The following is a 21,409-nucleotide window of genomic DNA, read 5'->3' on the forward strand; positions in this document are numbered from 1 at the left end:
ACGTGCCATGACTCGATCCTCTCAGGGAATCGAGCCTCCATCAGACCCGGAGCGGTTCATGCCAAGTGCCGCAGCTCTCGCAGACAGAGGCCCTATGCGCCTGCCGCAGTCACGCTCACAGGGCTTCCCCCGGCCGTACACAAGTTCGCTCCTGAGTGCTCACCGCGAACTGCCGGTAGACTCCCGCTACTTGAATGTATGGCTCAAGGGAGAGGCATGCTCACGGAGGCGCTTACGGCGGTCGTTGCGGCCGGCGGTACTGCAGTGGTTCAGGCTGCCAGCACTGATGCCTGGACGGGATTCAAGCAGCGACTCGCGGCCCTCATGGGACGCGGCGACGCGCAAAGCACGGGGGCCGAGCTCGAACGACTGGACAGGACCGCAACAGCGATCGCCAACGCCTCTCCAGAGCAGTTGGAGCGGGTGCGCACCCTGCAGGAAGGGACGTGGCAATCCCGTCTTGAGGTCTGGTTCGAGTCCGCCAGCAATGAAGAGCGTGCACGCGCCGCCGCCGAACTACAGCGCCTCATCGAGGTCGCCAAGGGTGCGGAATCGCCGGGGACGACCTACCAGGGCGATGTGCGCCAGAACGTCAAAGCATCCGGAAACGCCAGGGTTTACCAGCTCGGGCAGGGCGAGATGCGGATTTCGGATAAATGAGCACCGATGATTCGCGCAATATCAGCGTCGATATTGCGGCCCTCGGAGAGAGCCGGGTGTATCAGGTCGCCGAGGGAAGCATGTTCATCGGTGACGCTGATGCGACGGTTTCAACTGCCCGGCGCCTGGCTGCGGTCCCCGTTCAGCAGGCAGTAGAGACCCTCGTTGCCATGTCAAGCACCGAGCGTGCATCCGTATTGGCTTCAATGCCCGTTTCTGCTGCTGCAGCAAGGATCGCGGAGCTGCCTACGCCCAACGCTATTCAGGTGCTGAGCGAAATTGATGAGCAGTTGGCCATTGGACAGCTCCTTGCCATGAACTCCTATACCGCCAGATCGCTCGTGCTGGGCAGCCACGAACCGGTCAGGTCAAATCTGCTCTCAGCAATGACACTTGAGCAGACATGCCGGTTCCTCGGGGACTTCAATGAGCAAGAAGGGCGTGTGTCACTCGCAACTGAAGTGCTCAAAGATTTCGCAGCCTGTCTGCCCCTCATGGTCATCGCTGCGCTGCTCAACCAGGTACCGCCGGCGGTTGCCACCCAGATCCTTGAAGCCGCCGATGACCGAGACATGGCCATCTGGGTGTGCATGGATGAGTCGGCAAGGCTTTCCCTGGTCAACGCCATGCCTAATAGCCAACTGGAAAAAGTTGTCCATCTGGCGAATGGCCCCTCGGAAGACCTGCTGGAAATCTGTTCGGTGGTCGGAACGGCTGCCCCTGACCTTGGCAGCATCGTAGGGTCCATGACCCGTGGGCGCATGGCTGAATTCGCGACTACGTCGGACCTTGGCGCCATTGTTTACGCCGCCATTCCTCCTGAAATGCGCGTGACTCTGATGCCGCACATGGGGGTTGATGGGCTGGCCTCCACTTTCTGCAAGATCGGAGAAGCTCTTCCCGAGTGCATCTGGTCCATGATGGCAGCCGACCAGTCACGGCCGTATCGCGCCCCTTTGGCTCACCGAGTCATCGTTCAGGCGCTGTCTGCATCATCTGTCGACAGTAAAATGCTGATGGATCACATTCCGCAACAGTTTGCTGCAGCATTATGGAATTCGCAGTGGGCTCATGGCGTCGCGCGGGAGATCAATGCGGCAGCAGATAGTCACGGGTGGCCGTATCGCGAAGCCTATGAGAGATTCTCTGAAGTCCCGAACGAACACAAAGAGGAAGTCGCCTGGCATCTCGGCTTCGAGGGAATCAGAAACCTAGAAAGTCATCTTGATTCCAGGCGGTGGAAGACCTCAAAACATGAGGTGGATAAGACAATCCTGAATAAGGCGCGGAAACAAGGACGTTTCCCTGACCCACTTGTTTAGGTAGTCAGCCGTCGAGAGGGCGCTACGAAATAGGGCATCGCAGAGTCAAGAGGAGGGCTGAGGTTTCCTGGGCCAGCTGGGGGTGGCGCCGTTCCTCAGCCGTTCCCCGCAGCACCGACAGATCCTCTCCCCGAGCCGACCGGCGTCCTCGGACACCAAGCCAGCGTAGGACCCCAGGCTACTCAGATCTGGGGTTCAGAAACACGCACTGAACGCCAGGGCCGTCCGGGCGCGGAGCTCGTCCCGCCAGCGACGGCCTCTGTTTCGGCAGGGCGCTGAGCACCAGATCCGGGACTTCATCGGTGCTCGGTGGGCCATCGAAGTTCCGCAGGCTCCGCATTCCTGCTGCTCGTGGCGCTTCTGCAGCTCCTGCTCGAGGCAGCTGAACGAGCACCAAGGGTTCATGCTGACGGGCTGGTAGCGTCGTTCGCAGCCGCGGCAAGCAGCGATGAAGGCCAGGCTGAAGCGTTCCGCTTCGGGCTCGTCCAGGGTGAAGTCCGTGGGAACCGTCTGCCCGTTGACCACCAGTTGACGCGCCAGGTCCTTGGCTCGCCTCCGCCTTTCGCGCAATTTTGTGCCCCTGCATTCGTGCGAACACCACTCAGGGGTTCGGCCGTCCGCCCGAGGCAGCACGGTCCTTCGGCAGTTGCCGCATGTCGTTGGTGGCTGAAGTGGACTTCTCTTCCAGCGGTCGAGCGTCGCACTGCAGCGTTCTGAGCAGGCTATTCGTTTGCGCGACGGTGGCATCTGGTGTTCGCAGACTGGGCAGATGTCGGCGAGTTCGTCCTCGTCTGCGTGCTCGGAGGTCTCCGCGAGTCTGGGCGGTCTGGGCAGCTGCTCGCCGCGTTGGCGGAACTGGAAGGCGATGCGTCGGCAGTGCGGGGAGCACATGTGCCGCCGCCGCCCTTGCCCGAGTCGGAATCTAACGAGCTGTCCGCAGACGCGGCAGGGAGCCTTCTGCCACTCGGCGGCGGGGACGCGCTTGCGGTATCTCTTCTGTCGGCAGGCCCGTGAACAGGTTCGCGGCTTGGCACCGGTCATGGCCATGGGTTGCATCGAGCCGCCGCATTCCTCACAGGTGATCGTGTTCAGAATCTGCCGTAGCTCATCAAGGTCGCGTCCAGCGGCCGCGGCGAGGCGGGGCCAGGTTGGGACGCCGAGGTGTGTGGGTGGCTTGGCCAGGTATTTCCGCAGGTAGGCGGGCGGTAAGTGGTTCGCCTGGGCCAGGCGGGTGATGAACGAGACGGCACCTTCTCCGCGTCGCGGACGGACCTGGAAGGGGAGGCGGGCAACAGGGTCGTCCCAGGCGATTGAGGTCATCCCTCGCCGCCCGTGGACTTGCGGCGGGAGGCGATATCGAGATCGACGGCGAGTAGTCCTGCTTTGGTGATCTTTTCGGTGCCGGTGAGGATGGCGTCGATGGCGGCTCCGCGGATCTGGTGGGACAGGGTGCCGATCATGCCTCCGGTGCGGGTGTTCAGGAAGCGGTCCAGGCGGGTGAGGGTGCCCCGTTTGTGCCGGTGCAGCAGGAGATTCGCCTCCATCTGGGCCACCAGGGACTTCCACTCCGCGTTGTAGGGGAAGGCGTGTGTGGCCACCCCGGTGAATCGGGCGGCGATCTGGTCGCCGCGGGTGCCGGTCAGCAGACTGCCGCCCTCGATGTCGATGCCGGCGTAGGCGAACGTCGCGGGGATGCGTTCGGAGAAGTACTTGAGCGTGTCGGATGCCTCGGCTCCGGTGCGGGTCTGCAGTGAGATGTTGTGGATCTCGTCGACCAGGACCAGACCGGTGTGGGCCTTGGTGCAGACACCGACCACGGCCTCGGTGAGATCAGTGATGTTCGACCGCTTCAGGACGGGAAGACCGAGGAAGCGGGCGAACTCGGCCGCGATCATCCTGGGTGTCGCGGCGGGCGGGACAGTGATGTAGACGACCGGGATGCGCTCGTCCTGGCCGGGGTGACGGCGGCGGTCCTGGAGTTCATGGGCCAGGCCGAGTTGGGTGAGCGCGATCGTCTTGCCGGTGTTGGCCGGGCCGCTGATGATCAGGCCCCGGCGAGCGCTGACGGCGCCACGGTTGAGGATGATCAGGCGGCGGCCGCAGGTGACGGTGTGCCGGACGGTGGAGGTGGCGACCACCTGTAAGCGGGCGTGATGGTCGAGGCGGTCCTCATCGTAGGTGATCTTCTTCTCTTTGGCCGTTGGATCGAGTTCGGCCTCTTTGACCAGTGCCGCGTACTCGGCCGGGGTGAGCATCGCCATCGGCGTGCCAAGGCTGGCTGCGACGAACCCGCGCCAGCCGGGCAGAACCGTCAGGTGACGGCTGAGGTCGTCCGGCTGGTTGGCCAGGGGCATGCTCACGAACGTCTCCAGGGGTCCTCAAGGGGGTCGAAGAGTCCCAGCGGGATCACCTCGGCCATCGGCTCTTCGTCTTCCGCCTGTTCCTCCGCGGCAAGCTCGTCCACGGAGGCCGGGGGCGGGTCGGGCTGTGGAGCGGTCACGGCCGGAGCGGTGGCTCTGGTGCGTGCGCTCACCTGGCGGTCCCGCTTGGTCGCCTTGTTCTTCCTGCTCTTCTTGTCCTGATCGCCCGGAGTGGGGCCGGCGTGTGCGCGGGTGAGTAGAGCGGCCACAGCCTCGGCGAGTTCTTCCTCGGTGGCCTTGGGCAGCTGGTGGCTGACGTGATCCCAGGCCAGGTCACCGAAGGGAACGGGCGCCCTGTTCAGGTATTTCCAGGTCGCCTGGACCCAGCCCCCGTCTCCGCGGTGGTCGCGTACCCAGACCTGGGAGACGTCGTAGGGGTCGCGGTGGACTTCCCAGAGCCCTCGTTTGGCGTTGACGCCGGAATGCTGGCGTCGCATCGGTCCCAGCTCAGGGGCGTCGTAGGTGCGGTTGTTGATCCGGATGCCGTAGGAGTTGACGGCCCGCCAGGCAGCAGGGAGGAGTTCGATGTAGTCCTGTCCGCTCAGCGCGACGGGGACGTAGCCGCAGGACTCGACCAGGGCGGCGTACTTCTGGTTCGGTGTGAACAACCTGCCCGGATGGTCGGGATCACGCAGCCCTTCGTGCGGACGGTTCTGCCACTTCGCAACCACCCACTCGTCGAGCAATTCCTGCAACTCGGGCAGCGACCACAGGTTTTCCTTCTCCGGGTGTCGGCCGCGGCGGTCGGTGTTGCGGCCGGTGTAGCCAGGCAGGAACTGCGCGAACATCGTCGCGACGGAGCCCAGCATCTTCTCGATGTGGCCTTTCTCGAAGGGCGAGCCCTTGTGCGTGGGCTGGAACTCGATCTCGAGGAACCGGCAGGAGGCCCGGAAGTTGTGCGAGATAAACGCCTTCCCGTGATCACAGACGATCATCTCCGGAACGATGACCGGCCTGGCAGCCGCGTGCTCAAGACGCTCGTCCAACGTCAGCAGCCTGCGGTGCGGCAGCACGGAGCGGGACATCTTCAGCGCATCCGCCCAGCCCGGCCGCATCAGCTCCGGCGTCACAGTCCTCGCCAACAGCACGCTGGCATCGACCGACTTCGTCGACGGCCGCAGCACGAGCGCTGTCGGAGTACGTGTAGCGACATCGATCATGCCGGTGAGCTCGACCTTGCCAACGACCCCGTTGTCGAGCCGGACCATCACGTCGAAGGGGGTGGAGTCGATCTGCATGACCTCGCCCGGAGCGGTCACCGTCAGTTCCCCGAAGGGGGCGCCCGCTGTGTGCGCCTTCGACCGGCGCGTCACCGCCGATCCTGTCGCGTGGGTGCCCGCCGTCAGCTTCTCCACCAGCCGGTAAAGGGTCGCCCTGGACGGCCAGGGAACCACCGCCTGCCCGCCCTCGGCTCCCTCATCGTCCTTGGCCTGCTCGACAATCTCCTTCGTCCTCCAGATCAGGTATGAAGCTGTCCGGGTCGAGGTGTCAACGCCTTCCTTGATGGCCTGACGCATCGCGTCGACCACCCGGGGATCCACCGTCCCGAACTCCGGCCGTCTGCGGGCCGCTCGGCCATCGGCCAGCCCGGCAACCCCGTCCTTCAGATAGCGGCGACGCAGCCGGGCGACCGTGCTGGCGGTCACCGGGCGACCGGACCGGGACAATTCGGCGGCCTTGGCCTTCTCCCTCGCGGTCAGCGACATGCCCGCCGCGTACTCCGCGCGCGGCTTCGTGCCGGGCTCCGCGTCCGGCGGCAGTCCATGTACCACTTCCAGAATGTGGCCCTCCCACCACAGCGCCTGCTGGACCGCTGTGACCGGGAGCGTCTCCAGGACGGACGAGGCCGGCAACGGCATCCGCTCCGGGCGGAACAGGACCTCGAAGTCCTCCGCCTCAAACAACTCGATCAGGGCAACCACTCGGTGCGGACTCTCAGCGTCCTCCAGGACCGCGGCCTGCGCGGTCACCTCTAGCACTCCCCGGACCTGGCCGTCGAACCTGACCCTCTCACCGACCACCAAGGTCGGCGGGCGCCTCAATTGGCCCATCGGCGCCGTCCCTTCGCCCAGACCAGGCTTGCGGTCTCCAGCAGACTCCCCGACAAGTCAGTCTCCAGCCTTCCCGACCACAGCAAGTGGAACAGCACCGGCAGAACCTGGATCCGGTCGCCCACCAGCTCAGCCCCCTCCCACAAACCCCTCGGCTCGCAGAACACCTCCAGCAGACGCTCGGCCACCGCCACCGGCCGCCCCGAGCGGGACCGCCGATACCGCGCCAGCCACCGGACGTTGGCCATGAGCACCGGATCCGGACGGCCTACCCACTCAAACTGCCAGCCCACTGCCGCGCAGGCCCGCTCGGTCGCCGCGAACGCCTCCCGCGCCCGCTGATCCATGTCCTCCTCAGCACGGACATCCACGATCCGGGCCTGCCCCTCGGACAGCCGGACAAAGTAATCCGGGGCGTGGCGGCGCTGTCGTCGGCCGTCGTGCCAGTGCAGCCAGAAAGGCTGCGACGATATCGCTCTCACCTGCGGATCTCTGTCAAGCAGGATCAACCGGTCCCGCTCCAGCCACGACTCGTAGCCCACGTGATCACGCGTTGTCGCTGAGTAGTACCAGCCGGCGAAGCCTGGTGTGTCCTTGTCCCAGCGGAACGGCCGGACGGGCTCGACTGCCTCGAACGAGACTTGCCAACTTGCTCCCAGCGGGAACCGATGCCGGTCTCCGCCGCTGAGAAAGTCCAGCTCAAAAGCCGTTAACGCCTCATCGCCGTACGCGCGCGACAGCGCTTCCACCGCACCCCCCAGCCCGAAGGCCAAGCGAGTGCTCAACCTTCGGTGAGACTAACGACCATCCGTTCAGCTTCGCTGAGATTCACGGAATCTTCGCTGAGACAGGTCACGAGGGTTGAGCACTTGCTCGGCTCCTGGGCCGGCGGTGCGGTGGAAACACTGTCGGGTGCGTACGGCGACGAGGCGTCAGCAGCCTTTGAGCTGGAGTTTCACGGCGACGGAGGATCCGCAGGTGAAGGCGGCCATGCCTTCATCGCCCGCCTCGCCCGCGCCGACTGTCTCCCGCCCGCCTACCTGCGGCGCTTCCTCGCCGGACCGCCCGGATCGCGGCAGCCCGTCCTGGGAACGACTCGGCGAGTTGAGCGTGGTGGTCGGCGGGCGAGCTGATCTCGCCCCCGACACGCAAGCTCTCGCCGCCCGAATCGACCGAGACGCCGCAGCCCGACCACCCGGGGTCATGGCGCATGTGCACACAGGGCTCACGCGTCGGGGTGTCCTCAAGGCTCCGCGTCAGGACCGGGCGAGGACGCAGAACTCGTGGCCCTCCGGGTCGGCCAGGCACGTCCACGGGACGTCGCCCTGGCCGACGTCGAGGTCGGTGGCGCCGAGGGCCCGCAGCCGGGCCACCTCCGCTGCCTTGTCATCACCGGGGTCCGGCACCAGGTCGAGATGGACGCGGTCCGGCACGGTCTTCACGCCGGTGCGGAGGAACTCGAGATACGGGCCGACACCCTTGGAGCGGAACACCGCACGGTCGTCGGTCACCTCGTGCAGGGTCCAGTCCATCGCCTCGTCCCAGAACCGGGCCATGGCCCGCGGATCCGCGCAGTCGACCACCACCCGGGCGATCGGCCCGGTGTCCCGGTAGATCTCCCGAGGCTCCAGCACGCAGAACTCGTTGCCCTCCGGGTCGGCGAGCACTGTCCACGGCACGTCGCCCTGGCCCACGTGGGCGGGCGTCGCACCGAGAGCCTGGAGGCGCGCGACCAACTCCGCCTGATGGGCCGCAGAGGTGGTGGCGAGATCCAGGTGCACACGGTTCTTCGTCGTCGTCTTGGGTTCCGGGACGGCGATGACGTCGACGCACACGCCGACCGGGTCCAGCCAATCGAAGCCGACGGGTTTGGCGGCGGTCGCGCCGGATCCGCCGCCGGAAACATCCCAGCCGAGCGCCTCCGCCCAGAACCGGCCGACCGCCGAGTCGTCAACAGCCTTTATGTTCACCAGAACAGGTCGCAGTGCCATGCCGGCGATCCTAGGCACCCGCTCTGCAACGACCTCCGCAGGTACCGTCGCCAAACAGAGATCAACTCGCTCACCAGCCGCAGCGCTCAGCTCGCGTGACGTCATGGCCACGTCGGGCTCGGTGCCGGCGGCGCTATGCCGCTTGCGGAGCGAAGGGGAGCATCTCGTCCCCTTCGGGCTGGACCACGCCGTAGGTGCTCTCGGGGACCTCGTTCCAGGCGCCCGGCAGATCGCCCAGCGGCTCGGACACGATGAGGCGGGTCTCGTCGGAGATCTCCCGCAGGAACGCCACGTCGGGATGGAGGGCGCGCAGGGTCTCCACGCGGGTGCTGTAGAAGAGCGAGCGGGAGGCCTCCTGGCTGGAGTAGCGGAAGCTCCACAGCCGGTGCCCGTCGGTCACGGCGACCGTCATCTGCAGCGGGAACTCCACGCCGTGCTCGTGCCCGGTCCGTTCCACCAGGCCCGCCATCCGCGCGACGGCGCCGGGCGGATCCTGCTCCAGGCCGAAGGTGAGAGCCAGATAGAACATCATCTCGGAGTCCGTCGATCCCTCCATGTCGGGGAAGAGTCGCGGATCGACGGCGAGGGCGAGGTCACGCCGTACCCGGTGGAAGTCGGCGACCGAGCCGTTGTGCATCCACATCCAGCGGCCGTGGCGGAACGGATGGCAGTTGGTCTGCTGCACCGCGGTGCCCGTGGAGGCCCGGATGTGGGCGAAGAACAGGGGCGAGCTGACGTGGCCGGCGATCTCCCGCAGGTTGCGGTTGCTCCAGGCCGGGCCGATGTCCCGGACGATGGCGGGCGTGTCCACCTGCGGCCCGTACCAGCCGATGCCGCACCCGTCACCATTGGTCGTCTCCACGCCCAGCCGGGAGTGCAGGCTCTGGTCGATCAGGGAGTGCGTCGGTCGGTACAGGATGGCGTCGAGCAGGACGGGTGTACCCGAGTAGGCGAGCCAACGGCACATGGTCCACCGCCTTCCGGTCTCACGCGGGAGCCTCTCTCAGCATCCCAGCGTTTCCGCGCCGGTGCCCTGCGGGAGAACCGCCACCCAGGTCAGGCGGTCTGACGGATGCGCCCGGCGGCCACCGGTGTGCGGGCCGCCGCGCGCCGGCGCCGTCCGCGCCGCGTCAGCCCCCAGGGCTTCAGGACGGAGATCACCGTCATGAAGAGGTAGGCGGACAGCGAGACGATCGGGCCGAACAGGACGTCACCGGCGTCGGGCAGGGGGCCGCCCGCGGCGACGGCCGCGACCGCGGAGTTCACCGCGGGGCGCAGCGCGAAGACCGTGGCGGTGGTCGTGGCCAGGGTCAGCCAGAACTTGGTGTAGACCCAACGGTGCCTGGCCAGTCCCCACGCCGTGCCCAGGGACAGCACCAGGCCGCTGAGGAGCGTGAGGAACGCGAGCGGGAGCAGGAGCCAGTCGGCGAAGAGTTTCATGGCGCGGACCGAGGCCTCCACGGTCGTCGCGGATCCGGTGGTGGTCGCGGCGATCCCGAGGGCGAGCAGCCCGAGCGTGAGCCCGAGCCACCCCGCGGAGGCGGCCACATGAACGACCAGAAAGGCCCGGCGTGCCGGACGGTTCAGCTTCATACGCCCACCGTGCCGGGCCGGCGCGGCGAGCACGTCCGGCACCGGGAGTAACCCCACGTACTCGACCCGGCGTACGGCGGCGGTGCGTCAGGCCGTGTCCGCCCCGTGCAGATGGGCGCGGTACCACTCGGCCGACCGCGCGAGCCGGCTGAGCGGGCCGGGGCCGGGAGGCTCGTCCGTCAGCTTCCATATCTCGTCGGCGAGGTACCAGTGGTCGCGGGCGGCCAGCGCGAACTGGCGTTCCGAGGCGCGGCCGGGGGTCGTCCGCAGGCGCTCCAGGCAGGCGGGCCACGGCCAGTCCTCGGTCGGGCGGGGTGGCAGGACGCCCAGCGCCGACAGTTCCGCGAGCAGGTCTTTGATGCGTACGGGGTCCGGGTGGCCCACGTGGTACACGCCGGGCGGCACCGGGCGCGGGCCCGTGGCAGCGGCTGTGATCAGGCGGGCGAGATCGCCGACGTCGACCACGGACAGCAGCGCACGGCCGCCGTCCCACTCCGCCGGCACCCGCTCGACCAGTTCGCGCAGGCTCGGCACGACCCAGCGGTCCCCGGCCCCGAGCACGATCCCGGGCCGCAGGACGACGGCGCCCGCGTGCCGCGCGTACGCCTCCCCCGCCAGCCGGGTTCTGCTCACCGCGGAGGTCGGCTCGGCGGTGACCTCCCCGACCGTGATGCCCCGGTGCGGGCCGGCGCCGTAGACCGCGGCGGTCGACAGGTGCACCACCCGGGGGACCCGGGCGCGCAGGGCCTCCGCCATCAGCGCCCGGGTGCCGTCGACGTTGACCGCCCCGCACCTCCGCTCGTCCCCGCCGATGTACGAGGCGAGGTGCACGACCGCCGACGCGCCCTCGCACAGGCCGCCCAGCGCGGCGGGGTCGGTCAGGTCGCCGCGCACCCACTCGACGGAGGCGGCGGCCCCGTCCTCCGGGATGTGACGCACCAGCGCGCGTATCCGCCGTCCCCGGTGCAGCAGCGCGGTGAGCGCGTGCGATCCGATGAAGCCGGTTGCGCCCGTGAGCACGATCGTGCCGTCGTCGTCCTTCGTCGTTGTGCCGCTCAGGGCCGCATCCTCCCGCTCGCCGTCCCGCCGTCCAGGACTGCCATGTCCTCCCAACGTCCGTGCGGGTACGGCCGGTTCCCCAAGCGGGCCGCACCACCGTCCTGTCCCGGACCGAAAACCGGTCCATGACTCACCGATTGGCCTTGGTCCGCCGCCTTCCCTGCCCCCTACCGTCGGCGGCATGCGGATTCGAATCGTCGATGCCTTCACCGACCGTCCCTTCGCCGGCAACCCGGCCGGGGTCCTGCTGCTCGACGCCTTCCCGGGCGACGAGTGGCTCCAGAACGTGGCCCTGGAGGTCAATCACGCCGAGACGGCGTTCGCGCATCCGCTTCCCGCGGGTGGGGAGGCGGAGTGGGCGCTGCGGTGGTTCACCCCCGTCGCCGAGGTGGCGATGTGCGGTCATGCCACGCTCGCCACGGCCCATGTCCTGCACAGCACGGGCACCCATGACGGCCCCGTGCGGTTCGCGACGCGCAGCGGCGTGCTCGTCGCGACGCCCGCCGAGGACGGCTCGATCACCCTGGACTTCCCGACCGCCCCGCTCACCCGGGTGGAGATCCCGGCCGGCGTCGCCGAGGCCCTGGGCGCCGAGCCGCTCGCCATCTTCGACACCGGGCCGAACGTGGGCGACCTGCTGGTCGAACTCGCCGACGAGAAGACCGTTCACGCCCTGGCCCCGGACCACAAGGCCCTGGCCGCCTACTCCACGCGCGGCATCATCGCCACCGCCCGCGCCGAGGACCCCGCCCGTGGCTACGACTTCGTCTCCCGCTGCTTCTTCCCGAACTTCGGCATCGACGAGGACCCGGTGACCGGCAGCGCCCACACCGCCCTGGCCCCCTACTGGTCCGAGCGCCTGGGCCGCCCCGGCCTCACCGGTCTGCAGGCCTCGCCCCGCTCCGGCCGGGTGCGCACCGAACTGCGGGGCGAGCGCACCCTGTTGACGGGCCGCGCGGTCACCGTCATCGAGGGCGAGCTGCACGCCTGACGGCAGGCGCGGAGGGGCGTACGCGAGACGTACGGAAGCGGAGTGCGCCCCTCAGGCCGTCGGCAGCCAGCCCACCTTCCCCGCCAGCAGCGCGTACCCCACGAACGCCCCGATGTCCAGCAGCGAATGCGCCACGACCAGGGGACCCACCCGGCCCCAGCGCCGGTAGAGGTAGACGAACACCACGCCCATCACCATGTTGCCGACGAAGCCGCCGATGCCCTGGTACAGGTGGTACGACCCGCGCAGTACGGAACTGGCCACCAGCGCGCCGACCGGCGTCCAGCCCAACTGGCCCAGCCGCCGCAGCAGATAGCCGACGACGATGACCTCTTCGAGGATCGCGTTCTGCAGCGCGGACAGGATCAGCACCGGGTACTTCCACCACACCTCGGGGAGCGCCTCCGGCACCACCGTGAGATTGAAGCCGAGACCGCGTGCGGCCAGGTAGAAGGCGATGCCGGAGCTGCCGATGGCCGCCGCGATCGCGGCCCCGCGGCCGAGGTCCGGCCAGGGACGGGTGCGGTCGAAGCCGAGCGTGCGCAGGCCCTCCCCCTCACGCAGCAGGAAGTGCGCGACGAGCGCGACCGGGACGAGGGCCGTGGTGATCCCGAAGAGCTGCCAGGCGAGATCCAGCCAGGGACGGCCCGGCGCCGCCGAGGCGTTGAGGGTCGCGGCCTGGTCCTTCAGGCCCCCCGGTTTCGTGACCGATCCGACAAAGCTGATCAGGGCGGACACACCACTCGCACCGAGCGAAAGCCCCAGAACGAGCAGGGTCTCGTCACGGAAGATCCGTCGCGAGAACCGCTCCTGCGGAAAAGAATCGGCCACCGGGCCCTCCTCCGCCTGCACACCTGCCTCCAGTTGAGTAAACCCGCCTCATCCCCATCCGCGCGTCGCCAGGGTCTCGAAAGCAGTGACGAAAATCGTGGGCGACAGGCCGTTGGGGGGACGGACGCCGTACGGGGCGTACCTCCCCTTCGCCTGCCGTGCGGCCGGACATCCGGCACGCGGACCGACAGGGAGGGCACCACCGTCATGGGACGTCACAGCTTGCCCGATGAGTCCGCGGCGGGCGCCAGCGGCCCCCGTGTTCGCGCCCGCCGCCGCACGGTGGCGATCGCGACGGCCCTCGTCCTCACCGTCGCCGGTTCCGCCGCGGCGGCCGTGCAGAGCGGCCTGCTCTCCTCCGGCTCCTCCTGCCGCGACGACCCGGTACGGCCGACCGTGGCCGCCTCGCCGGACTGGCGCCCGCACTGACCGCCGCCCCTGCGATGCAGGCCGAGGACACCGGTCCGACCTCCGACGGACAGTGCCTCGCGGTCACCGTCGCCGCCCGCGAGCCGTCCGAGGTCGCGGACACGCTCGCCGCGAGCCGGACCCCGGACGCGCAGGTGTGGGGGGCGGACTCCGACCTGGGGGTCCAGCGGATCACCGCCAACCGCGAGGCGACCCGGGTGACGGCGACCGGAAACGTGGCCCGCGGCTGAGCAGAGGGCCGTGGCTGGGCGGAAGGACAGTGGCTGACAGCCGACCTCGGGCCCGGCCAACCCAGGGGCGCGGGACCGCTGCATTCTGCGGCTTTGCCGCGCGGGCTCGACCAGCCCCCACCCACCCGCACCCGAGATACAACCCAGGTCCGCTCTACCCCGCAGGGACCGGCTCCGGCAGCCCCACCGGCCAGGTGTGCGCCGGCTCCCCCTGGTGCATCAACTCGGCGTACCGCCGCGTCGTCGCCGCCAGCGCAGCGTCCCGCGGCAGCCCCGCCTCCAGGGCGCGATGGAAGGTCGCCACCTGCCAGCTCGCCCCGTTGGTCCGCCGACGGCACCGCTCCTCGATGACCCCCAGGTACAGATCCCGGTCCGCCCGCTCCACACCCCACGCGTCCAGCCCGGCCTCGGCCAGCGGCAGCAGCTCGTCCCGTACGAGACTCACCGCGTCGACCTCGCTCGTGCCGCCGAGCCGGCCGCGCCGCGGCCACTGCAGACGGGCGTCGATGCCGTAACGGCAGGCGGCGTCGAAGTTCGCGGCCGCGGTCTCGAAGGGCATGCGGGTCCACACCGGCCGGGAGTCCTCGGCGAGGGCGCGGACGACGCCGTAGTAGAAGGCCGCGTTGGCGACGACGTCGGTGACGGTGGGGCCGGCGGGCAGGACGCGGTTCTCGACGCGCAGGTGGGGGACGCCGTCGGCGATGCCGTAGACGGGGCGGTTCCAGCGGTAGACGGTGCCGTTGTGCAGGACCAGCTCGGCGAGCTTGGGGACGCCGCCGGCCGCCAGGACCTCCAGCGGGTCCTCCTCGTCGCAGATGGGCAGCAGCGCCGGGAAGTAGCGCAGGTTCTCCTCGAACAGCTCGTACGCGGAGCTGATCCACCGCTCGCCGAACCAGGTCCGCGGTCGCACGCCCTGTGCCTGGAGCTCCGGCGGACGGGTGTCGGTGGCCTGCTGGAACAGCGGGGGCCGGGACTCGCGCCACAGCTCACGGCCGAAGAGGAAGGGCGAGTTGGCGCCGACCGCGACCTGCACGGCGGCGACGGCCTGCGCGGCGTTCCACACGTCGGCGAAGCGGGCCGGAGTGACCTGGAGATGCAGCTGCACGGAGGTGCAGGCCGCCTCCGGGACGATCGACTTCGAGGTGCACGACAGGCGCTCCACACCGTCGATCTCGAGGCTGAACTCCTCGCCGCGGGCGGCCACGATCTGATCGTTGAGGAGGGTGTAGCGGTCGACGTCGGAAAGGTTGGAGGAGACCAGGTCGTCACGGTCCAGAGTCGGCAGAATACCGATCATCACGATTCCCGCGTCGACCTCTCCGGCCTTTCGGTGGGCATATGCCAGTGACGTGCGGAGTTCCTCCGCGAGCCGGTCGAATACCCGCCCGTCCAATCGGTGTGGGGCTATGTTGACTTCCAGGTTGAACATGGCGAGTTCTGTTTGGAAATCTCGACTCGCGATCCTCTCCAACACTTGCCCATTCAGCATTTTCGGCAGGCCGTCGGCGCCCGCGAGATTCAGTTCGATCTCGAGCCCCATGAGGTTCTTGGGGCGGTCGAAGCGCTGCTGGGTCAGGAGCCGCTCCAGCCCCGTCAGGCACTGCCGCAGCTTGTCGCGGTAGCGCTGACGATCGGACAGGTCGAATCCGCCTGCCACGACCTTCTCCCCCATCGAAGCGTCCCTCCTCGCATGGGCGGACCGGCGATCCGCCCGTCGGCTGTCCGGGGTCAGGTGGGATGATGCCCAGCCCTGTCGATCGATAACGTCCCCCGACCGGCCCGGTACCCGCTACCCTGACCGGAGGTGTCCGGAGGCACATTCATCGGGCAAGCGGCAAAGCGGGGTTTCACGGCTCGGGAGCTCGTGAAAAACGCCGACGAGAATGGGCCGACCGCTGCAGACACATATCCCGAGGTCATCGCCGCGCCACCCGCTCTGAATCGGGATGATTCACACGTATCGCCGACCGAATGGACCCTTGCGGGGTGCCCCGGAATCGGCTAGACGAAACACAATCTGAACACGTGTCGTATAAACTCCGCGAACAAGGCAGAGAAGGTGGGCGCCCACGGTCGAAGGAGCCTGTCGTCGTCGAGGTGACGGACGGCAGGCCGCTTGTGCACCCCCGAATCCCAGACCCCGGCCCCTGCCTCTGTGACCTCCCCTGAGAGCTGACAGCGTCGTCCGCCCCACGCCCTCGCGCCACCATGCCTGTCGAATGAGAGGCGACCCATCATGCCGCTGCATGTCCCCCCGGCTCCCGCGCCCGCCCTGCGCTCCGTCCTCACGGCACTCGGTTCCCCCACAGCGGTCCGCGAGGCGCGGACCCCGTCCCTGCGCACCGCCCAGCAGGACGCCACTCCCGAACTCCCACTGCCCGTGCACGTCCTGGACCGGATCACCCCCGAAGGCGTGTCCGCGACCCGGCTGGCCGGCTGGCGCTTCCTGATCCGCTGCGGTGACCGGGCGGTGGCCGCGGCCGAGACCCGGCTGACCCCCGACGGCTGGGCCTTCTCGCACTTCTTCGAAGGTCCCTACATCGCCTCCACCGAACGCGCGCTGCGCCAGGCCGAGTCGTCCACGCAGTCGTACCAGGCGCGTCTGCTGTCCGTGCCCGGCCTGTACATGCTCACACTGTGGCTGCACGGCGACTGCGCCTCGGACGGCACCACCGGCCATCCCGCGGCGACCGACCTGCTGGTGCCGCTGGCCCCGGCGCCGCCCGGGATCGCCGCCCACCGCCCGCACCGGGTCGCCGAACTGCTGCCGGTGCTGACCCTCCGGGTCACACCGGGCCCTGGGCCCCTGCTCGGCTCCCCCGGCCTGACCCCGGCCTGACCCCGGCCGAGCCGGGCCCGCGCCCCAGTCCTCCGCACCCCGCCACCGCGGCCCCGGTGGCGGGGTGCGGTGCCGTCGGGAGCAGTGCCGTGGGAAACGGCCTTGTCCGTCGGGACTAGCCCCATCCGACCAGGCAGAACCACCCGAAGTGACCGTGCAGTTGAGATGAACCGCCCGCGCGGGTGATGCGTCATCAACCTGTGAGAAGCGGTGCAGCGAAATCCCTGCGGATCGACGCCCGTGGGGCAACACTGGGTTCCGACCGATTTATCACAACGGGGGGCGGCCATGAACGACGTTTCACGCCGCGGGACAAACACAACACACCTTCCACACACCACGACAGAGCGAAAGATCCCTTCCATGTGCCAGCATCAGCCACCGTGTCCGACAGCCGACTCCGCCGACCGGGAATCCGCCCGTCTCATGGCGCACCACCCGGAGCAGGGCTGGAGCCTGCTGTGCAACGGCGTCCTGCTCTTCGAGGACACCGGTGAGCTCCTGCCGGACGGCCAGATCATCGCGCCGCACCGCCCGCTCGACTCCGGCCGGATCGTCACGGCCGCCTGAGAACCGCCTGCACACTCCCCGGCCGGCGCCGACCGACGCCGACCGGTGATCCGAGGGGCCGGGCCGCAGCCGCCGCTGTGCGCCGGCCCCGACGCATGTCCGCGGCCGCTCACTCGCCGTAGCCGCCTGGTTTCCCTTCTGCACGTCTTCCCACCGGCCCCCGCTTTCCGGAAGACTCCTGGAAGTTTCGACGGGAGCGTCCGAAGCGGCGCGACGGAGGTGGGGGAAGTGGCAGCGGACGAGACGGCACCCGTGTCCCGGGGCAGGGTCACCATCACGGAGATCGCCCGGCAGGCCGGTGTCTCCGTGCCGACCGTGTCCCGGGTGGTCAACGGCCGCTCCGACGTCTCGCCCGAGACCCGCGCCCGGGTCGAGGACCTGCTGCGCCTGCACGGCTACCGCAAGCGCCCCTCCTCCGTTCCGGCCCGCGCCGCCCTGCTCGACCTGGTCTTCAACGACCTCGACAGCCCCTGGGCGGTGGAGATCATCCGGGGCGTCGAGGAGATCGCCCACGCGGCCGGTGTGGGCACGGTGGTGTCGGCGATCCACGGGCGCTCGGGGGACGCCCGCGAGTGGATGCGCAATCTGCGGGCCCGTGCCTCCGACGGCGTCATCCTCGTCACCTCGGCCCTGGAACCCACCCTGCACGAGCAGTTGCGCATCCTGGGCGTCCCGCTGGTGGTGGTCGACCCGACGGGCTCCCCCGGTTTCGACACCCCGACCATCGGCGCCGCCAACTGGGCGGGCGGCCTGGCCGCCACCGAGCACCTGCTGTCCCTCGGCCACCGGCGGATCGGCCTGATCGCCGGCCCACCGCGGCTGTTGTGCTCCCGCGCCCGCTTCGACGGCTACCGGGCGGCCCTGGAGGCGGCCGGCCTCGGCGTGGACGAATCCCTGGTCGTCCCCGGCGACTTCCACCCCGAGTCGGGCTTCACCGGCTGCACCGCCCTGCTCGACCTGCCCGAGCCGCCGACCGCGCTGTTCGCGGCCAGCGACCAGATGGCACTCGGCGCGATCGAGGCGCTGCGCCGGCGCGGCCTGCGCGTGCCGGAGGACATGAGCGTGGTCGGTTTCGACGACCTTCCGGAAGTCCGCTGGTCGGCGCCGCCGTTGACCACCGTCCGACAGCCCCTCGCCGACATGGGCAAGCTCGCCGTCCGCACGGTCCTCAGCCTGGCCCGCGGCGAACAACCGGACTCCCCGCGGGTGGAGCTGGGCACGGAACTGGTGGTGCGGTCCAGCACCGCACCACCAACCCCCGTGCAATGACGGCTACTTGAGTGCCGCCCAGAGGATCCGGCCGAGCGCGCTCGGCGCCGTCCGGCCTGGTGCCACGCCCCGGCAGCAGGGCGGGGCTGTGTCACTGTGCGGCTCTGCCGGGTGGACGCGACCGGCACGAACGGTCCGCGGTGTGCGGCCGGCGGTCACCGCGGAGCCCTCAGCGCCTCCCGGATCGCGTGGTACGCCGGCTTCGGCGCGAGCTGCTCGTCCCACGGCAGGGCAGCGCCCTGGCCCGGGAAGAACGCCGGGATCCACGAGTACTTGTCGGTGTAGTCCCAGACGGTGATCCCGACGCACCGGCGCACCGCGAGGCACGCCTCGGTCATGTCCCGGTACCAGTCGGCCTGCTGGGCCAGCTTCTCCTCGGTCGCGGGCAGCAGCATCCGTACGTCGACCTCGGTGAGCGCGGTGTCCAGGCCGAGGCGGGCGAAGCGGCGGAGGTTGTCCTCCAGGGTCGTCGGATAGCCGTACTGGAGGGCGAGGTGGGCCTGGAGGCCGAAGCCGTGGAGCGGGACGCCCTGAGCCTTCAGCTCCTTGACGAGCCGGTAGTAGGCGTCGCTCTTCGGGCCGATGGCCTCGACGTTGTAGTCGTTGAGGTAGAGCTTCGCCTTCGGGTCGGCCTGGTGGGCCCAGCGCAGGGCGTCGGCGATGTAGCCGGGGCCGAGCGTCTTGTAGAAGATCGTCTCGCGGTAGGTGCCGTCCTCGTTGAACGCCTCGTTGACGACGTCCCAGGCGTAGACCTTGCCCCGGTAGTGGCGGACCTCGGTCTGGATGTGCTTCTTGAGGACGGCGCGGAGTTCGTCGGCCGTCCACTCCCTGCTGGTGAGCCAGCCGGGCAGCTGGCTGTGCCAGACGAGGGTGTGGGCGCGGACCTTCTGGTGGTTGGCGCGGGCGAGGTTCACGATCTCGTCGCCCTGGGAGAAGTCGAAGACGCCCTGCTGCGGCTCGGTGGCGTACCACTTCATGCCGTTGCCGGGGGTGATCATGTCGAACTCGTGGCCGAGGATCCTGGTGTAGGCGGTGTCGGTGAGTTCGGGGTTGTCGGTGGCGCTGCCGAAGTAGCGGCCGTGGCGCTGGGCGAGGTCGGCGAGCGTGGCCGGCTTCTTCTCGTGCGCCTGGGCGGCCGGGCCGGTGGCGACACCGGCGGCGACCAGGACGGCGGCGAGGACTCCGGCGAGTCTGAGCCGGGTGCGGGACCTGCTGGGCATGGTGCGACTCCTCACGATCGATGGTGTCGGTGAGCCGTACAGGGGTGGTGTGGGCGAGCCGTGCGTCCGCGGGCGCGCGTCATCCCTTCGTGGCGCCGGCGGTGAGGCCGCCGACGAGCTGGCGCTCGGCGACGGAGTAGAAGGCCAGGGCGGGAACCATGGCGAGGACCAGATAGGCGAAGACACGGGCGTACTCCGCGGAGTACTGGCCCTGGAACTGCTGGACGCCGATGGGGATCGTCCACCACGTGGAGTCGGTGAAGACCAGCAGCGGCAGGAAGAAGTTGTTCCAGCTGCCGACCACGGCGAGGACGGAGACCGTGCCGAGAGCGGGGCGGGCCATGGGCAGCAGGATCCGCCAGAAGAAGCCCAGGGGGCCGCAGCCGTCGAGGGTGGCCGCCTCCTCCAGCTCGGCCGGGATCTCCCGGAAGAAGCCACGCAGGACGACGATGGTCATCGGCAGCCCGAAGGCGGCCTGCGGGAGGATCACACCGAGCGGGTTGTCCAGCAGGTCCATCGAGCGCAGCAGCAGGAACAGGGGCAGGGCCGCCACCGCGAAGGGGAACATCAGCCCCATCGTGAACAGCGTGAACAGCGCCTCCCGGCCGCGGAAGGCGAACCGGGCGAAGGAGAACGCGGCGAGCGCGGACACCGCGACCACCACCACCGTCGTACCGATCGCGATCAGTGTGCTGCTGCCCAGCAGCCGCCAGAAGGAGCCGGAGCCCAGGATGTCCGTGTAGTTCGACGTCAGCCACGAGTCGGGCAGGCCGATGGGGTTGCGGGAGAGTTCGTCGGTGGACTTGAAGCCGGACAGGACGGCGTAGAGGAGGGGGACGGCCATCACCGCGCCGACGGCGACGAGGACGACATGCAGCGGAAGGGTACGGCCGGTCTTGCGGACGCTCACCGGGCCGCCGGTCTTGCGGGCGCTCACGAGCCGCCTCCTCGCAGGGTCGTGGTGGCCCCCTCCAGGTCGCGGCGGAGCACGAACCGCTGGTAGGCGAGGGCGAAGACGAGACTGATGGCGAACATGGCCACGCTGATCGCGCTGGCGTAACCGACCTGGTAGCGCTTGAACCCGTGCTGGAACAGGGTCACGGCCATCGTCTCGGAGTGGTGGTCGGGACCGCCCGCGGTGGTGACCCAGACCAGGTCGAAGAGCTGGATCGAGCCGATGACGGACAGGAAGACGCTGATGCGCAGGGTCGGTGCGAGCAGCGGCAGGGTGACATGGCGGAAGCGCTGCCAGGGCCCGGCCCCGTCGATCAGGGCCGCCTCGGTCAACTCGGCCGGGATGGACTGCAGTCCGGCCAGGTACAGCATCATGTGGAAGCCGAAGTACTTCCACGTCATGACCAGGAAGAGGGTGGCCATGACGGTGGACGGATCGGCGAACCACTGCCCGCCCACCCCGTCGAGGCCGATCGCGCCCAGGGCGTGGTCGGCGAGTCCGTCGTCGGGCGCGAAGATCATGCCGAACAGCACACCGGTGATCGCCTCGGAGAGGATGTACGGCGCGAAGAACAGCATCCGGTACACGGCCCGGCCGCGGATCCGCTGGTTGAGCGCGACCGCCAAGGCGAGTGCGAACGGCAGCTGGAGGGCGAGCGAGAGCAACACCAGGACCAGGCAGCGCCACAGGTCGCCCAGGAAGACGGGGTCCTCGAAGAGCCGGGTGAAGTTGTCGCCGCCGACGTAGTCCTCGGGCATGCCGAAGCCGCCCCAGCGGAAGAACGAGGCGTACAGCGCGAACAGCATCGGCAGCAGCACCAGCGCGCCGAACAGCACCAGGGCGGGCACCTGGAAGCCGACGGCGGTGAGCCAGTGCAGCGCGCGCCGCCGGGCCCGTCCCCGGCCCGTGTCGGCGGCCGGGGACGGGAGGCCGACGTCGGGGCCGCTCCGCTTGTCCGGGAGGAAGGTCGAGGTCATCG

Annotated in this window: 20 protein-coding genes; 8 read left to right on the forward strand and 12 right to left on the reverse strand. The window is 69.2% G+C overall.

All coding sequences use genetic code 11. The features are described 5' to 3' along the window. The first annotated feature begins 216 nt into the window (after window positions 1–216). Window positions 217–660, forward strand: a complete 444-nt coding sequence (locus IE263_RS45885; protein ID WP_189944109.1) for a hypothetical protein — start codon at window positions 217–219, stop codon at window positions 658–660. Further along, a complete protein-coding gene (locus tag IE263_RS45890) occupies window positions 657–1,982 on the forward strand; it encodes a magnesium transporter MgtE N-terminal domain-containing protein (protein ID WP_189944110.1) in 1,326 nt (441 codons plus the stop codon). The genes IE263_RS45885 and IE263_RS45890 overlap by 4 nt, the downstream gene beginning before the upstream one ends. A 1,316-nt stretch (window positions 1,983–3,298) precedes the next feature. Here IE263_RS45890 and IE263_RS45895 read toward each other — a convergent pair. The 7 genes from IE263_RS45895 to IE263_RS45925 form a co-directional block, all read right to left on the reverse strand. Beyond that, window positions 3,299–4,336 (reverse strand): TniB family NTP-binding protein, encoded by a 1,038-nt coding sequence (locus IE263_RS45895; protein ID WP_189944146.1) that lies wholly within the window; start codon window positions 4,334–4,336, stop codon window positions 3,299–3,301. A gap of 2 nt (window positions 4,337–4,338) precedes the next feature. Further along, window positions 4,339–6,453, reverse strand: a complete 2,115-nt coding sequence (locus IE263_RS45900; protein ID WP_189944111.1) for a TnsB C-terminal domain-containing protein — start codon at window positions 6,451–6,453, stop codon at window positions 4,339–4,341. Then, the gene (locus tag IE263_RS45905; protein WP_229911536.1) at window positions 6,441–7,226 is read right to left on the reverse strand and encodes a TnsA-like heteromeric transposase endonuclease subunit; all 786 of its coding nucleotides are present in this window, start codon (window positions 7,224–7,226) and stop codon (window positions 6,441–6,443) included. The genes IE263_RS45900 and IE263_RS45905 overlap by 13 nt, the downstream gene beginning before the upstream one ends. 483 nt (window positions 7,227–7,709) lie before the next feature. Continuing rightward, window positions 7,710–8,444, reverse strand: a complete 735-nt coding sequence (locus tag IE263_RS45910; RefSeq protein WP_189944112.1) for a VOC family protein — start codon at window positions 8,442–8,444, stop codon at window positions 7,710–7,712. A 133-nt stretch (window positions 8,445–8,577) separates the two neighbouring features. Further along, a complete protein-coding gene (locus IE263_RS45915) occupies window positions 8,578–9,411 on the reverse strand; it encodes a class II glutamine amidotransferase (RefSeq protein WP_189944113.1) in 834 nt (277 codons plus the stop codon). An 89-nt stretch (window positions 9,412–9,500) separates the two neighbouring features. Beyond that, window positions 9,501–10,037: a DUF2269 domain-containing protein gene (locus IE263_RS45920; protein WP_189944114.1), complete on the reverse strand. Its 537-nt coding sequence runs from the start codon at window positions 10,035–10,037 to the stop codon at window positions 9,501–9,503. Between the two features lie 87 nt (window positions 10,038–10,124). Beyond that, window positions 10,125–11,150, reverse strand: coding sequence for an NAD-dependent epimerase/dehydratase family protein (locus IE263_RS45925; protein WP_229911537.1), 1,026 nt, complete (start codon window positions 11,148–11,150; stop codon window positions 10,125–10,127). Window positions 11,151–11,277: 127 nt separating this feature from the next. On the opposite strand from IE263_RS45925, the gene IE263_RS45930 reads away from it, so the two are divergent. Further along, window positions 11,278–12,087: a PhzF family phenazine biosynthesis protein gene (locus IE263_RS45930; protein WP_189944116.1), complete on the forward strand. Its 810-nt coding sequence runs from the start codon at window positions 11,278–11,280 to the stop codon at window positions 12,085–12,087. Window positions 12,088–12,138: 51 nt separating this feature from the next. Here the strand turns inward: IE263_RS45930 and IE263_RS45935 are convergent, their stop codons facing one another. Beyond that, the gene (locus IE263_RS45935) at window positions 12,139–12,939 is read right to left on the reverse strand and encodes a CPBP family intramembrane glutamic endopeptidase (RefSeq protein ID WP_189944117.1); all 801 of its coding nucleotides are present in this window, start codon (window positions 12,937–12,939) and stop codon (window positions 12,139–12,141) included. A 186-nt stretch (window positions 12,940–13,125) separates the two neighbouring features. On the opposite strand from IE263_RS45935, the gene IE263_RS45940 reads away from it, so the two are divergent. After that, window positions 13,126–13,347, forward strand: coding sequence for a hypothetical protein (locus IE263_RS45940; protein WP_189944118.1), 222 nt, complete (start codon window positions 13,126–13,128; stop codon window positions 13,345–13,347). Window positions 13,348–13,361: 14 nt separating this feature from the next. Continuing rightward, window positions 13,362–13,577, forward strand: coding sequence for a hypothetical protein (locus IE263_RS45945; RefSeq protein ID WP_189944119.1), 216 nt, complete (start codon window positions 13,362–13,364; stop codon window positions 13,575–13,577). A 154-nt stretch (window positions 13,578–13,731) separates the two neighbouring features. Here the strand turns inward: IE263_RS45945 and IE263_RS45950 are convergent, their stop codons facing one another. Further along, window positions 13,732–15,249, reverse strand: a complete 1,518-nt coding sequence (locus IE263_RS45950; protein WP_189944120.1) for a glutamate-cysteine ligase family protein — start codon at window positions 15,247–15,249, stop codon at window positions 13,732–13,734. A gap of 564 nt (window positions 15,250–15,813) precedes the next feature. On the opposite strand from IE263_RS45950, the gene IE263_RS45955 reads away from it, so the two are divergent. The 3 genes from IE263_RS45955 (at window position 15,814) to IE263_RS45965 (ending at window position 18,255) form a co-directional block, all read left to right on the forward strand. Continuing rightward, complete coding sequence (locus IE263_RS45955) at window positions 15,814–16,416, forward strand: hypothetical protein (protein ID WP_189944121.1); 603 nt, start codon at window positions 15,814–15,816, stop codon at window positions 16,414–16,416. 363 nt (window positions 16,417–16,779) lie between these two features. Beyond that, window positions 16,780–16,986 carry a DUF5999 family protein gene (locus tag IE263_RS45960; protein WP_189944122.1) on the forward strand — a complete coding sequence of 69 codons (207 nt, stop codon included), beginning with the start codon at window positions 16,780–16,782 and terminating at the stop codon, window positions 16,984–16,986. Between the two features lie 228 nt (window positions 16,987–17,214). Next, complete coding sequence (locus tag IE263_RS45965; RefSeq protein ID WP_189944123.1) at window positions 17,215–18,255, forward strand: LacI family DNA-binding transcriptional regulator; 1,041 nt, start codon at window positions 17,215–17,217, stop codon at window positions 18,253–18,255. 155 nt (window positions 18,256–18,410) lie between these two features. On the opposite strand, the gene IE263_RS45970 is transcribed toward IE263_RS45965, so the two are convergent. From IE263_RS45970 to IE263_RS45980, 3 genes are all read right to left on the reverse strand, one after another. After that, window positions 18,411–19,475 carry an endo-1,4-beta-xylanase gene (locus IE263_RS45970; RefSeq protein WP_189944124.1) on the reverse strand — a complete coding sequence of 355 codons (1,065 nt, stop codon included), beginning with the start codon at window positions 19,473–19,475 and terminating at the stop codon, window positions 18,411–18,413. A gap of 79 nt (window positions 19,476–19,554) precedes the next feature. Further along, window positions 19,555–20,319 carry a carbohydrate ABC transporter permease gene (locus tag IE263_RS45975; RefSeq protein ID WP_229911538.1) on the reverse strand — a complete coding sequence of 255 codons (765 nt, stop codon included), beginning with the start codon at window positions 20,317–20,319 and terminating at the stop codon, window positions 19,555–19,557. Window positions 20,320–20,408: 89 nt separating this feature from the next. Then, window positions 20,409–21,407 (reverse strand): carbohydrate ABC transporter permease, encoded by a 999-nt coding sequence (locus IE263_RS45980; RefSeq protein ID WP_189944125.1) that lies wholly within the window; start codon window positions 21,405–21,407, stop codon window positions 20,409–20,411. Between the last annotated feature and the right edge of the window lie 2 nt (window positions 21,408–21,409).

Origin of the sequence: Streptomyces aurantiogriseus (assembly GCF_014649375.1) — a bacterium.
Classification (GTDB): domain Bacteria; phylum Actinomycetota; class Actinomycetes; order Streptomycetales; family Streptomycetaceae; genus Streptomyces; species Streptomyces aurantiogriseus.